Genomic DNA, 13,015 nt, shown 5'->3' with positions numbered 1-13,015 from the left:
CGCATGGTGGACACCTCCCGCGGCGAGGGCGGCGGCGGTCCGCCGCCACGGCGTGCGCCTCTGGTCCGACGTTAGGCGTCAGCAGGCCAGGGCCCGCTCTGCGTGGGGTTAGCGCACGGTTAACACCGTGCCCTTGCGGGGCCCAGTTGTCAGGTTCTGCCGGGGCCGGAACTGTGCGGCGTATCCGCCCGGGGCAGCTTGACGACCAGGCGTGCTCCCCCCAGGCCGCCATCGGCGGGTGCCGGGTCCGCATCAGCATGGGCTGTGCCGCCATGGGCGGTGACGACTTTCCCGACGATGGCGAGGCCCAGGCCGGATCCGCCGGCCTCGCGGGAGCGGGCTTCGTCCAGGCGGGTGAAGCGTTCGAAGACGCGGCTGCGCTGGTCCGCCGGGATGCCGGTGCCGTCGTCGCTGACGGTGAGTTCGACGGTGCCGCCACTCGCGGTGAGGGTTACTCGTATCTGTTGTGCGGCGTGCCGTCGGGCGTTGTCCAGAAGGTTGCGCACCACCCGGCGCAGCGCCTCGGCGTCGCCCCGGACTCGGCCTGCCGAGACCCCTCGGGCGTCGATGCTCGTCGGCGTCAGGTCGCGCTGACGGCGTACCTCTGCGAGGACGACCTCGTCGAGATCGGTGAGGGTGTTCGGTCGCCGCGCTGCCGGGTCCTCGCTGCGGGCCAGCGCCAGCAGGTCCTCCACCAATTCGTTCAGTCGCAGGGCGTCTTCCAGCAGCGCCGCAGCGACGAGCGGATCGCGTTGCGGGTCGGGGTAGGCGGCCATCACCTCCAGTTGGGAGCGGATCGCGGTGAGCGGGCTGCGCAGTTCGTGGGCCGCGTCGGCGACGAAACGCCGCTGGGCGGCGGATGCCTCGTCCAGCCGGGCGAGCATGTCGTTCAGGGTGGCGGCCAGGGCGTGCACCTCGTCCCGGGAGGCGGGAAGGTCGAGCCGGCGGTGCAGATCGGTGGCGCTGATGTAAGTGGCCTGGCGGCGTAGCGTTTCCACTGGCCGCAAGGTGCGTCCTGCGGTGCGATAGATCGTCCAGGCGACCAGGACGGTCAGCGCCGGGGCGCCGACGGCAAGGCCGGTGGCCAGGCTGGAGAGTGTGTATTGGGCCTGGTCCAGGGAGACGGCGGCGACGATGGTGGCTGGGCGGCCGTCGACCCTGGTGGGCCTGCCGGTGACGCGGAAGTCGCCGCCATCGCCGATGCGCAGGTCGTGCAGTGTCTCGGCGTGGCCTTTGGTGAGCCTGCGCGGCAGCGGATGCGGCAGTCCGCTGGGAGTGCCGGGTCGCGTCTCGTAGTCGGATCTGGCAAGCACTCGTCCTGCGGAATCCACCACCTCCACCACGTCCGCGTCGCCGCCGTTGGAGGGGATCAGTTCCACCAGTTGATGGTGCTCGATGAGGGAGGCAACGTCGGATACGCGCTGCCGTGCTGTTCCGTCCAGGTTCCTCCACAGCGAGTGCTGCAGCCCGAACAACAAACCGAGGCTAGCGATGATCATGGCAATGGCGACGATCGAGGTGGCCCACAAGGTCACCCGTGACCGCATGGTCAACCGACTGGCCAGCCAAAGCCGGCGGGTCGGCACCAGGCGGGGGAACAGGCGGCGCACTCCGGCTCAGCCCCCTTTCCCGTTGAGCCGGTATCCGACTCCTCGTACCGTCTCGATCGCTGTGCGGCCGTAGGGGGTGTCAATCTTGCGGCGGAGGTATCCGACATACACCTCGACGATGTTGGGATCCCCGTCGAACCAGGCGTCCCAGACTTCGCTGAGGAGTTCGCCCTTGCTCACCACGGTGTCGGGGTGGCGCAACAGGAATTCCAGAAGCCCGAATTCGCGCGGAGTGAGTTCCAAAGCGTTCTCCCCGCGCCCGCAGCGGTGGGCGCCGGGGTCCAGCCATAGGTCCCCGGCGCTCAGCACCGCGGAGCGCTGGGGGGAGCTGCGGCGCAGCAGAGCGCGAATCCGGGCGAGGAGGACGACGAAGGAGAACGGCTTGGTGAGGTAGTCGTCGGCGCCGAGGTCGAGGGCGTCCGCCTCGTCGTACTCGCCGTCCTTGGCCGTCAAGATGAGCACCGGGGTGCTCACGTCCTCGGCACGCAGCGTCCGACAGACGTCGTAGCCGTTGCGGCCGGGCAGCATCAGGTCCAGCACGATCACGGCGTAGACGTTGTGGCGGGCCAGGATGAGCGCCTTCTCGCCATCCTCGGCCAGATCCACGGCGAACCCCTCGGCGCGCAGCCCCCGTTCCACCGCGGCGGCGATGTGTCGCTCGTCCTCGACTACCAGCACGCGCACCCGAATCTCCTCGCAACGCGATGGGGCCAGCCATAGGGCTGATCTCCGGTTTCGAGTCTAGAGGCTTCGCGCCTGGTCACTCGCCTGCTCTCAGCGTTCTCTCAGGATGCCCTCAGCGTGCGCTCAGCGACTCTCAGCCGCAGCTCAGGGGCGTTGCCGCACAGTGGCGGAGCAGATGTCTTGTGGGACATCCCGTCTCCCGGGACATGCCTCTTGCGAACGAAAGGCGTCCTCGTGGCTCCGACTTCCGCGCTGCAGCGAGAGCACACGCCCTCGCCCGGCACCGCGAAGCCCGCCCCACACCCGACCGAAGTCCGAAAATCCCGACCGGCCCCCGCCGGACGCTGGGCACTGATTGCCGCGGCGGCGTACGCGGCGGGCCTGGCAGCCGCCGCCTTCGGTGTGCCGGCCCCCTACCTTCTGTGTTCTTTGCTGGTCGGCGCCGCGCTGGCGCTGACGGGCGTAGTGCGTGAGCGAGTACCTGCCCCGGCGAACCGCACGGCTCAAGCTCTCGTAGGCGCGCTCATGGGCAGCTACCTCACCTGGCCCGCCCTCACCGCCGCGGCGCCCGTCGCGCTGCCGTTGACCGCAGTCACCGCCGCCACCATCGCGCTGAGCGTCGCCGTCGCCTGGTTCCTGGCACGCGGGGGACGGTTGAGCCGTCCCAGTGCCGTCCTCGGCATGGTGCCGGGCGGTTCAGCGGCGATCGTCACCTGCGCCGACGAACTCCAAGCCGATGTGCGCATGGTCGCCTTCACCCAATACCTGCGGGTGGGGCTGGTGGCGACCACCGCGCCTCTGGCCGCCCACTGGCTGGCATCCGCGTCAGCGGCGGGCTCCGCCGGCCACACGGGTATCGGTGGTCAGGGCAGTGGCTTCCTCCCCCTGGTCATGGGCTCCGACCAGCTGACCGGCCTGTTCACCCTCGCCGCCGTGTCGGTCGCCGGCGTCCTGGCCGGCCGCCGGCTGCGGGTGCCCACACCCTCGCTGATCGGCCCCATGCTGGCCGCACTCGTGGTCACGTTGAGCGGCGCCGTGCCGGGATTCGCCCCAGCCGGCCTGCTCCAGAACCTCGTCTTTGTCTTCGTCGGCCTCGACGTAGGGGTGCGCTTCACCCGGGAGACACTCGTTCGTGTACGGCGTCTCATGCCTTCGATCCTGACGGCCATCGCCGCGGTCTGCACAGGCTGCGCGGGGCTGGCGTGGCTCTTCGCCAAGCTCACGGGCACCCCCGTAGTCGACTCCTATCTCGCCACGACCCCCGGCGGGATCAACGCGGTCCTCGCCACGGCGGTCTCCTCGCATGCGGATGTCGCCTTGATCTCGACGGTGCAGAGCCTGCGGCTACTGATCGTCGTGCTGGTGACCCCGGTGATCACACGCTGGTTGACGACAGCCCGCCCCGCGGCAACCGGCGCGAGGACCGAGGAGCGGGCACAGACCTGACGACTCCCCCACCTCGGGGCCTCACAGTGTCACGTCCACGCCCACGATCCGTCGGATACCCGGCAGCGTTCGAGCAGTTGCTCCACCTCACCGGAAAGGTCTTGGCACCATGGCCCCCTCTCAACCGGCTTCGTCCCCGCTCCCCGATGTCGTCGCCGTCATGGCAGCCGCGCCGGAGTGCGTCTCCTTGGCCGAGCAGCAGTGGGTGGCCCTCGTCGACCATGACGCGGTTGGGCCGGAGGAGTGCGACGTCGTGCACTGGTGGCGCTGCGAGAAAGAACTGGTCGGCTACATCCACGACGCACAGAGCGGCCGGATCATCCGGGCCGATCTGCATCCCGGCTTCCTCGGCTACGAGCGCCGCCCCCGCGTCATCACCGCACTCCCGGGCATGGGCTGGACGGCCTGCTACCACCTCGACACCCCGACAGGTCCCACCAGCGAGGACCGCCCGGTGCTCGCCTGGCTGGTGTACGACGACGGCACCATCACCCCCCAAGACGTCGATCACGACGGCTTGGTCTACTGCAGCACCGATACCCACGGCTTGTCCCATATCCAGCCGCCGCGAGAACCACGATCGCCAAGAAGAAGACGTCGTGACGGCTCCCAGACTCACCCTCGTCCGGCTCCCGTGCAAGAGACATCTGTTGAAATCGATCCGGGTACGGCATAGCGGACCAGCACCGTGGACATACAGACCGCCCACCCTCGACGGCTTGCCTGGTCCGGCCGTCCCTTCGGATGACCGTCAAAAACACCACCAGACTGAGGATGGTCACCAAGAACAACACACTGGTGATCACTGTGCCCAGACCGAGCTTCTCGGTCAGCAGGTCGGTCGCGTCTCGCCGACCGTGGTGCACAGGACTTTGATGCCCCAGAAGTACGCCGAGAGTCGGGAACCCTACGCGGCGGGCCCGGACGGGTGCGGCGAGGGGATGAACGGCAGAGGATGTCGAGAACGTGCCACCGGCTCCGTCCCAGGAACATCAGCGGCCACCACCGGCCGCACGAGGTAGAAGGAGAAACCAGCATGGCGATCAGCGCCGGGCCACGCAACCGGCCGCACAACATCCTGGGCACGCACCGCGTCATGTTCGCCGTCGACGACATCGAGGACACCGTGGCCCGCCTGCGTCCTCACGGCGCCGAACTCGTCGGCGAGATCGCCCGGTTCGAGGACAGCTATCTGCTCTGCTACCTCCGCGGCCCGGAGGGCATCATCGTCGGACTGGCCGAACAACTGCACTGAGAAGCAGGAACACCATGCAGCCGAACGAGATCATCGAAGTTCGGGACCGTCCGATCAGCCAGGAGCTGCCGACCCGTGACGTGACCCGCCTGGCCTACGTCTCCAGAGACGGAACCCCGCGCAACGTGCCCATCGCCTTCACCTGGAACAGGCGCGCATCGTCATATGTACGACGAAGAACGTCGTAAGGTACCTCGACTAGGCCGTGTCTCTCCGATCAGCGGCGCCTTGTTCTGGTCATTGGGCCAGAGTTCGTTCCTGCGCAACGTCGCTCTACCGGGACTGACCGTTCGCGTTGTCCTCGAAGAGTTCTTGAGTACGGCGTAGCAGGGCCTGCCGGACAGCGTCTGGTGCGAGGACTCGCAGGGGTGTGGCCAGGCTGAGGAGGTACCTGGCGAGCCCGTCCGCGTCGGGACCGCCGATGTCGACGATCGTGGTGTCGGGGCTTTCGGGACGGTGGGTGCCGACCGTCGCAGGAATCAGCCGCAGGGCTTGGTCCATGGACACCGGGAGACGGATCGTGGCAGAGAGCGGGTAGGGGCCGTTGGCGACGGAGCGCGAGACGAGCAGCGCCGGGTCGGGTGGGTCGATGAGTTCCACCGCGTGCCCGGTTGGCTGCAGTCGGTCGACCCTGTCGGCACGGAAGGTTCGCCATTGGTCCCGCGTCACCTCCCGGGCGACGAAGTACCAGCGGCGTCCCGTGTGAACGAGGCGGTACGGGTCGACGTCCCGGACCGTGGCTTTTCCTTCCCAGTCGCGGTACGACAGTTGGGCACGCTCGCCTCGGCGGCACGCGGCCGCCAGTTCCAGCAGCATGCCGGGCGTGATCTGTGGCTCGTCGGGTCTAGGGGTGTGTACGAAGGCGTCGTCCATCTCAGTCAGCCGATCCGCAATGCGCTGAGGCAGAACCTGCCGCAGTTTCAGCAGCGCCGACAGCGCGGCCTGGTCGCCGCCGAGAGCACCGCTGAGCGCGGCCTCACGCAGTCCGACAGCCACGGCGAGTGCTTCCTCGTCATCGAGGATCAGCGGCGGCGTCCGGGCTCCGGCGCGGAGACGGTAACCGCCCCATGGTCCCGGGTCGGACTCGATGGCGTAGCCGAGTTCCCGGAGCTTGGCGATGTCCCGCCGCACCGTGCGGTCGGTGACCGCCATCCGGTCGGCCAGCTCGCCGCAGGTCCACGACGGCTTGGCGGCCAGCAAGGAGACCAGACGCAGCAGGCGGGCGGATGCGCTGATCACGTTCCCGAGTGTTCCACATGACCAGGACCGAATCTGTCCTGGTCCCGTCCTAGGGTCCTCTGCATGACCACGGAAAACACCTCCGCTCCCACGTTCCGCTACTCGGCCGTCACCTTCGACTGCCCGGACCCCGCCGAACTGGCCCGCTTCTATGGCGAGGCCCTCGGTCTGCCCGTCGTCTTCTCCACCGAGGACTTCGTCCTCCTCGGCCAGGAAGGCGCGGCCGGACTGGGGTTCAACCGACTGGCCGACTACCGCCGTCCCACCTGGCCGGCCCCTTCCCAGGAAAAGCAGGCCCACATCGAACTGGGCGTCGATGACTTGGATGCCGCGCAGGCCCGGCTGCTGGCCCTGGGGGCCGTCAGGCCCGAGTTCCAGCCGGCCCCCGACCGGTGGCGGGTCCTGCTGGACCCCGCAGGCCACCCGTTCTGCATATCCACCCTGGCCTGAGCACGACCGGAAGGCCGATGACCACCACGGCGCACCCAGGCTGAGCAGCGAACTCGCCGCTGTCCCGCCGGGATCGTGGAGAGGTTGCACGGCTCTGCAGATGACGCGCAGCAGCGTTTCTCGAACGGATTGGGAGGCGCTGACGCACGCCGGCAGGCCGAGATGTCGATGAGTCCGGATGGCACCCGCCAACGTCTGCGCGGTCGACTGCCGTCAACGGCGTCATCCCATGGAGGCAAGCCGGGGCCAAAGACGCTCGCTACGGCGTCAGTGGCTATGCGGTGTTGGGCTCAGTGAACGGAGAGTCCGCCGTCGACGAAGATCGCCTGCCCGGTGACGTAGCTGGAGGCGCGGCCGGCCAGGAACACCGCTGCTCCGGCGAAGTCCTCGGCCAGGCCGTTGCGCCCGACCATCGTGCGCGCGGCCAGCGCCGCCACCTTCTCCGGATCGGAGGACAACCGCTCATTGAGCGGGGTCATGACGAAGCCGGGCACCAGCGTGTTGCAGGTGACGCCGTGGGGCGACCACGCCTCGGCCTGCGAGCGGGCAAGCGACTCCAGCGCCCCTTTGGAAACCCCGTAGGCGCCGCTCTGGACGAACGCCCGGTGCGCCTGCTGGGAGGTGACGTGGATGATCCGCCCGAAGCCCCGCTCGGCCATCCCGGGCCCGAACCGTTGGCCCAACAAGTAGGGCGCCTCCAGGTTCACCGCCATCGTGGCGTCCCACACCTCTTCGCCCAACTCGCCCATCGGGGGCCGCAGGTTGATCCCGGCGCTGTTGACGAGAATGTCCGGCTCGCCGAACACCTCGGCTGCCTGCTCCGCCGCCGCGCGCACCCCGTCGCGGGAGCCCAGGTCGGCGCTCACCCAGGCTGCCCGACAGCCGTCCGCCGCCAGCTCGTCGACCGTGGCGGCCAGCTCCGACTCCTTGCGCGCCACAATCACCACGCTCGCCCCCGCTCCCGCGAGAGCCCCGGCAATGGCCCGGCCAATGCCGGAGCTGCCGCCCGTCACCACGGCGACCCGGCCGTCCAGCGAGAACAATTCGGAAAGGTAGCTTCGCGAGATCATGCCCGCACCCTAGAAGACCCGTCCACAGCGGCAGTTCCCGGGGCAGAACGCATTGGGCGGGATCACTGAGCTGGTTTGGCCATCCATGAACACAGTGTGGGGAAATTCGAAGCGAGCCATCAGTCCCGCAGGTTCTCCGTGGGCGCTGCCTCCCCTACTCGTCGACACCGAAGTCGGGGCAAGGCAGGTGCCTCCCGCATCCGTCGACGGGCAGCTCGCGCCACTGGCAACCGGTGCTGAGCCGATGGACGATCCCGTTGATCACCTGCCGATGATCCCGCCACCGCCCGCACCGGATATTGCTCTTCGGCAGCAGCGGATCCAGCACCGCCCACTCGTCGTCAGTCAGACCCCCCTCAGAACTTCGCGGGTGCGAGGTTGTGCGTTCCGCCCTCCGACGTGGTCGACACCCAGGCGATCGGCCGCGGCACCACGGTGGCGGTCAGACACGGTATGCCTCCCGAGCGGGAAGAGAAGCGCAGGGTGCAGTCACTGGCTCCCGCTCGATTCGTATGGGGCCGCCCGACCCCGACTCAACGTTCAGGGGTGGGCAGGTGGAGTGCCGGGGTCATGCCGTACCCGAGCACGAGTTGCCGAGGCCGGCTGGTCGTCGGCGGCACGGTTGTTGCGGTCGGGCACAGCGCAAGAGAACCGCGGCGACGAAGAGCTATCAAGGATGCAGTGAGGGTGGTACGCCAGGTCGCCGCGTAGCGATGACGCTACGGGTCGGAAACGTAACCCTGACCCATCTCGCGGCCCGAAGGTCAGACCGGAGGATGACGGCCGGGGTGCGGGTGAGCCAAACGGCTGATCCGGGTTTGGGCCCCGCGGACGAAGACCGGGCTGACCTGGCGCTTCAAGAATGAACGTGGCACCTTCCGCCTCGTTCCCCTGGAGTCTCCATGATGGAGTCAAGCCGCGTGCACGACTTGCAGCTCGGGGGTGAAGACCCGGTTGTCGCGCAGGAGGGCCCACAGGACGCCGACTTGTCGGCGGACCGGGGCCATCACGGCCTGGACGCGTTGGGAGCCCTCGCCGCGCTTCTTGAGGCAGAAGTCCCGGTTCGGCCGCTCTCGGATGATGCTGGTCTGTACGGACATGCGGAACACCCTTCGTGGGCAGCGGCTGCAGCGCGTGGGCGGGGGGTGGCTGTCCGTGCGGCGGCCGGATTCACGTGGGACGGGCGCCAACCCCGCCGCGGAGGCCAGCCCGAGCTTGGACCTCGGTGCCGTGCTCCAGCCGCTCCACGTGCGCCCTGGAAGCGGCTCGCCTCAGTGCGTCAGGAACTCGGGAGGCGCGCAGGCCCGTCCCGTCGACGGACCCAACTTGCCACTCCTATCGACATTCGATAGCTTTCTATCGATATTCGATCGAGGGAGCGACGTTGGGAAAGCTGACAGTGCTCGCGCTGCGTGCCGTGATGGTGGCGCTGCACGCCGGGGCGGTCTCCGCCCAGGCAGTAATGGTGGCGATGCTGACGGGCGCCATGGAGGAGAGCATCCTTGTGGACCGCCGCACTCCGGTCCTCGTGATCATGGTCCTGGGTGTCGTGACGGTTCAGGTGGTCCTGGTCTGCGTGTGGCGGCTGGTAACGATGGCGCAACGCGGAACCGTGTTCTCCCACGCCGCATTCCGCTACGTCCATCTCGTGATGGGCGCGTTCGTGGCGGCCTCGCTCCTGGTGCTCGCGCTCGGGGCGGTCCTGGCGCCTGGCGTTGTCGTCCCCCCGGGCGTTGTGGCCCTGCTGGGCGGGATCAGCCTGGCGATCTTCGGGAACGCACTCATCGTGCTCGTGCTGCGGATGCTCCTCGCACAAGCCGTCGCACGCGACGTCGAGGCGTCGCAGCTGGGGGCCGAGCTGGCCGAGGTGATCTGATGCCGATCGCCGTCGACATCGACGTGATGCTGGCCAGACGGAAGATGTCCGTGGGCGAACTGGCGGACCGCGTGGGGATCACACCCGCCAACCTGGCGGTGCTCAAGAACGGCCGCGCCAAGGCGGTGCGCTTCACCACGCTCGCCGCGCTGTGCGAGGTGCTTGAGTGCCAGCCCGGAGACCTGCTGCGCTGGGAGCCCGACGGCCCCGGGGACGGGGACAAGGCTGCGCAAGAATCCGGAACATCCGTCCCAGCCCCCTCCCCGCCGCGGTGACCCAGTCACGGTAGCCGGCCACCTGCACACGCGCACCAGGTACGACGCCCCCGGCCATCCCTGCTGCGCGACCCCTCCGCCTGATCGTCAGCAAGCTCCCGAGTGACGACCTGACGACGACATCCGCACACCTCATCGCGGCACGGGCCTAGCCGTACTACTGCCCGTCGCCGGTCGGCGCCCGCCGCGCGCCGCACGCACCGATGACGGACTCCACAACGAACAGAGCAGATATGACGACAGCACGCCTCGCTTGCCGCCTCGGGGGCACAGACGGCGCCGACGTACTGGTGGTCGGGGCCGGCCTGGCCGGACTCAACACCGCCACACTCCTCGCCCGACAAGGCCACGACGTGCTCCTGGTCGAACGCCGAACGAACCTTGCCGGCGCGATCCGCACCACAGGAATCTTCGTACGGAAGACCCTCGACGACTTCCCGCTGCCCCCCGACTGCCTCGGACCACCGATCCGACGCGTGGTCCTCTACCCCCCTGACCTGCGCCGCCCGGTCAGCCTCACCAGCCCCCGCGACGAATACCGGGTGGGCGACATGGGACCACTCTACGAAGCGACGGCCGCCACCGCGGTCGACGCCGGCGTCCGCATCGCACTGGGCACGCGCTACACCGGCCGGCAGGGCAACACCTTCCACCTTGCCGGTCGCGACGGACCCACCACGGTCCGGGCCCGCTTCATCGTCGGCGCCGACGGGGCCCGCTCAAGAGTCGCCCGCGACCTCGCTCTCGACCGCAACCACCACCTGATCGTCGGCGCCGAAGAGGTCTTCGAACTCCCCGGAAGCGACCAACCACCGACATTCCACTGCGTACTCGACCCCTCACTCGCCCCCGGCTACCTGGCCTGGGTGATCAACGACGGGCAACACGCCCACGTCGGGGTCGCGGGCTACGCCGACCGCTATCCAGACGGTCTTCGCCGTGCGATGGAGCAGTTCAGCGCCTCAGCGCCCGGGCTGACCGGAGTCGAACGTCCCGAAACGGTGGAGCGGCGCGCAGGCCCCATCCCTGTCGGCGGCCTGCTGCGCAGGATCAGCTGCGCCGACGGGCTTCTCGTGGGGGATGCAGCAGGCGCGGTCTCCCCCCTCACCGCCGGCGGCCTGGACCCGTGCCTACGGCAGTCGCAACTCGCAGCCGAAGTCCTCGACGACGCACTGCGCACCGGAAAACCCGACACGATGGCCAACTACGACGGAGCCGCACTCCGCCCCCACTTCCGCGGACGACTCATGCTGCGCGGGATTTTGGCCCGCGTACGGACGCCTGCCACAGCAGCAGCGGGATTCACCCTGCTACGCACACCGTTCGGCCGGGCCGCGGCAAGCCGAGTCCTCTTCGGCGACAGATCCTTCCCCGACCCCACACCCAAGTGAACTCACTGAGAGGCCACATCATGCCCACATTCCCCGTGCCAGCAGCCACGAAGTGAGCTTGTTCCGCTTTGACGGACACCCTTGGTGTGGTGGTCAGGCCGCGAGGGCGGTCTCGTAGTCGGCGGGACTGCGGTAACCAAGGCTGCTGTGCAGTCGGTGCAAGTTGTACCAGCCCTCGATGAAGTCGAAGATCGCGGTGTGGGCAGAGGCCCGACTGGGCCAGGCGGCGGTGCCGAGCAACTCACGTTTGATGGTGGCGAAGAAGGACTCGGCAAGGGCGTTGTCCCAGCATTGTCCGGTGCGTCCGACAGAGAGACGGACGTCCAACTCATATGCCAGGGCGGCGAATTGCTGACTGGTGTATTGGCAGCCGCGATCCGAGTGGAAGATCACCGGATGGGCAGGGCGACGCTGCTGGCAGGCAGATCGCAGAGCATCGGCGACCAGATCGGTCCGCAGGTGGTCGGCGGTGGCCCAGCCCACCACCCGCCGCGAGGCGATGTCGATGACCGTGGCCAGATAGAGCCAGCCCTCGTCGGTCGGGACGTAGGTGATGTCGCCGCACCAGCGGGTATCGAGTCCCGCGGCGTCGGGGGCGAAGTCGCGGACCACGAGGTCGGGCCGGAGGGCGGATCGAGGATCAGGAATCGTGGTGGTGTGCCGTCGCCTGCGGTGCCGGCCCTCCAAACCGGCCGCCCGCATCAGCCGGGCAACCCGGCGGCGGCCGCAGCCGGCGCCTTCCTGCTTGAGTACCGCATGAACGCGCGGGGCCCCATAGGTACCGCGTGAATGCTCGTGGACTGCGGCGATCCGCCGGGTCAGCTCGGCGTCCTGGACGGTGCGGGGACCGGGCTTGCCGCTACGGCGGGCGTAGAAGGCGGTTCGGGAGACCTTGAGCAGTTCACATGCGCGCTTGACGCTGTGACCAGCGCGTTTCTCCGCCTCGATGAACGGGTGCACCGTCACCGGGTCTCCTTCGCGAAGAAAGCCGTGGCTCGCTTGAGGATGTCGACGTCCTCGCGCAGTCGGCGATTCTCCCGCCGCAAGGCGGCCAGTTCCTCGCGTTCGCTGCTGGTCAGCCCATCCTTCTCACCGGCGTCGACCTCAGCCTGGCTGACCCACAGCCGCACCGCGGTCTCTGTCAGGTCGAAGTCCTTGGCCACCTGGCCGACCGAGCGGTCACCGCGTCGGCACAGCTCGACGATCTCGGCCTTGAACTCCGGCGTGAACGAGCGGCGAGGGCGTGGCTTCTTCTTCCCCATGCTCTCCATGATGGACATCCTTCCGGGGCAGGGCCCCTGATCTCGGATGTCCGTCAAAGCGGATCAAACCCAAAGCTCATCACCACGATAGCGGGGCTGGCTGTTGCCTGCGGACTCCTGACGGCTTGCGGTGCCAAGAGTCCCGACGTGACGTACAAGGCATGGACCGAAGGAGGCAACCTGCAATCCGTCAGGCACGACTACATCGATGGGCCCAATGGCGCGGTAAGCATGCCAGCCAAGGTGAACGGAGCCACATGGAGCACCCAGGAGGACGGCGGCCACACTCCACGCCTCAAGGTCGTACCCACTGGCAAAGGCGTGGCGCACTGCCTCCTGCAGGAAGGCGACGACCGCGTTCTGGACCAAAAGAAGGGAGCAGCAGGCCAACCGGTGACATGCTCCGCCCAGCGGTAGCGCCGTCAGCAGACCACGCCCCAGCTGTGGGTGGCTCGCC

The 13,015-nt window shown here is 68.5% G+C and carries 14 protein-coding genes and 2 pseudogenes; 7 read left to right on the top strand and 9 right to left on the bottom strand.

Features of this window, described 5'->3' with window-relative positions:
* Nucleotides 1-149: 149 nt before the first annotated feature.
* Together K7396_RS34510 and K7396_RS34505 are read right to left on the bottom strand one after the other, a co-directional pair.
* A complete protein-coding gene (locus K7396_RS34510; protein ID WP_086718767.1) occupies nucleotides 150-1,610 on the bottom strand; it encodes a sensor histidine kinase in 1,461 nt (486 codons plus the stop codon).
* A gap of 6 nt (nucleotides 1,611-1,616) precedes the next feature.
* On the bottom strand, nucleotides 1,617-2,294 hold the full coding sequence (locus tag K7396_RS34505) for a response regulator transcription factor (RefSeq protein ID WP_086718766.1): 678 nt from the start codon (nucleotides 2,292-2,294) through the stop codon (nucleotides 1,617-1,619).
* 117 nt (nucleotides 2,295-2,411) lie between these two features.
* On the opposite strand from K7396_RS34505, the gene K7396_RS34500 reads away from it, so the two are divergent.
* The 3 genes from K7396_RS34500 (at nucleotide 2,412) to K7396_RS34490 (ending at nucleotide 4,995) form a co-directional block, all read left to right on the top strand.
* Nucleotides 2,412-3,740: an AbrB family transcriptional regulator gene (locus K7396_RS34500; protein WP_317852140.1), complete on the top strand. Its 1,329-nt coding sequence runs from the start codon at nucleotides 2,412-2,414 to the stop codon at nucleotides 3,738-3,740.
* A 109-nt stretch (nucleotides 3,741-3,849) separates the two neighbouring features.
* Entirely contained in the window at nucleotides 3,850-4,416 is a 567-nt protein-coding gene (locus K7396_RS34495) for a hypothetical protein (RefSeq protein ID WP_086718764.1), read from the top strand.
* 279 nt (nucleotides 4,417-4,695) lie between these two features.
* Nucleotides 4,696-4,995 carry a VOC family protein gene (locus K7396_RS34490; RefSeq protein WP_086718763.1) on the top strand — a complete coding sequence of 100 codons (300 nt, stop codon included), beginning with the start codon at nucleotides 4,696-4,698 and terminating at the stop codon, nucleotides 4,993-4,995.
* 273 nt (nucleotides 4,996-5,268) lie between these two features.
* Here K7396_RS34490 and K7396_RS34485 read toward each other — a convergent pair whose 3' ends face one another.
* Entirely contained in the window at nucleotides 5,269-6,234 is a 966-nt protein-coding gene (locus K7396_RS34485; RefSeq protein WP_086718762.1) for a helix-turn-helix transcriptional regulator, read from the bottom strand.
* 63 nt (nucleotides 6,235-6,297) lie between these two features.
* On the opposite strand from K7396_RS34485, the gene K7396_RS34480 reads away from it, so the two are divergent.
* A complete protein-coding gene (locus K7396_RS34480; protein WP_086718761.1) occupies nucleotides 6,298-6,684 on the top strand; it encodes a VOC family protein in 387 nt (128 codons plus the stop codon).
* Nucleotides 6,685-6,974: 290 nt separating this feature from the next.
* Here K7396_RS34480 and K7396_RS34475 read toward each other — a convergent pair whose 3' ends face one another.
* From K7396_RS34475 to K7396_RS36115, 4 genes and pseudogenes are all read right to left on the bottom strand, one after another.
* Nucleotides 6,975-7,754, bottom strand: coding sequence for an SDR family NAD(P)-dependent oxidoreductase (locus K7396_RS34475; protein ID WP_086718760.1), 780 nt, complete (start codon nucleotides 7,752-7,754; stop codon nucleotides 6,975-6,977).
* A 154-nt stretch (nucleotides 7,755-7,908) separates the two neighbouring features.
* A complete protein-coding gene (locus tag K7396_RS36075) occupies nucleotides 7,909-8,103 on the bottom strand; it encodes a transposase (RefSeq protein ID WP_086718759.1) in 195 nt (64 codons plus the stop codon).
* 10 nt (nucleotides 8,104-8,113) lie between these two features.
* Nucleotides 8,114-8,236 (bottom strand): annotated as a pseudogene (locus K7396_RS36070) (flavin reductase family protein); the annotation flags it as partial.
* A 429-nt stretch (nucleotides 8,237-8,665) separates the two neighbouring features.
* Nucleotides 8,666-8,962 (bottom strand): annotated as a pseudogene (locus K7396_RS36115) (IS110 family transposase); the annotation flags it as partial.
* 176 nt (nucleotides 8,963-9,138) lie between these two features.
* Here K7396_RS36115 and K7396_RS34460 point away from each other — a divergent pair.
* From K7396_RS34460 to K7396_RS34450, 3 genes are all read left to right on the top strand, one after another.
* Complete coding sequence (locus tag K7396_RS34460; RefSeq protein WP_086718758.1) at nucleotides 9,139-9,630, top strand: DUF2975 domain-containing protein; 492 nt, start codon at nucleotides 9,139-9,141, stop codon at nucleotides 9,628-9,630.
* On the top strand, nucleotides 9,630-9,905 hold the full coding sequence (locus K7396_RS34455; RefSeq protein ID WP_086718757.1) for a helix-turn-helix domain-containing protein: 276 nt from the start codon (nucleotides 9,630-9,632) through the stop codon (nucleotides 9,903-9,905). The genes K7396_RS34460 and K7396_RS34455 overlap by 1 nt, the downstream gene beginning before the upstream one ends.
* A 233-nt stretch (nucleotides 9,906-10,138) precedes the next feature.
* Complete coding sequence (locus K7396_RS34450; RefSeq protein WP_086718756.1) at nucleotides 10,139-11,296, top strand: FAD-dependent oxidoreductase; 1,158 nt, start codon at nucleotides 10,139-10,141, stop codon at nucleotides 11,294-11,296.
* Nucleotides 11,297-11,389: 93 nt separating this feature from the next.
* Here K7396_RS34450 and K7396_RS34445 read toward each other — a convergent pair whose 3' ends face one another.
* Both K7396_RS34445 and K7396_RS34440 read right to left on the bottom strand, forming a co-directional pair.
* On the bottom strand, nucleotides 11,390-12,262 hold the full coding sequence (locus K7396_RS34445) for an IS3 family transposase (protein ID WP_107421206.1): 873 nt from the start codon (nucleotides 12,260-12,262) through the stop codon (nucleotides 11,390-11,392).
* Nucleotides 12,259-12,567: a transposase gene (locus K7396_RS34440; RefSeq protein ID WP_223659499.1), complete on the bottom strand. Its 309-nt coding sequence runs from the start codon at nucleotides 12,565-12,567 to the stop codon at nucleotides 12,259-12,261. The genes K7396_RS34445 and K7396_RS34440 overlap by 4 nt, the downstream gene beginning before the upstream one ends.
* Between the last annotated feature and the right edge of the window lie 448 nt (nucleotides 12,568-13,015).

The sequence above is a fragment of the Streptomyces angustmyceticus genome (assembly GCF_019933235.1).
GTDB classification, from domain to species: Bacteria; Actinomycetota; Actinomycetes; order Streptomycetales; family Streptomycetaceae; genus Streptomyces; species Streptomyces angustmyceticus.
This window is presented reverse-complemented; position numbering and strand designations above follow the sequence as displayed.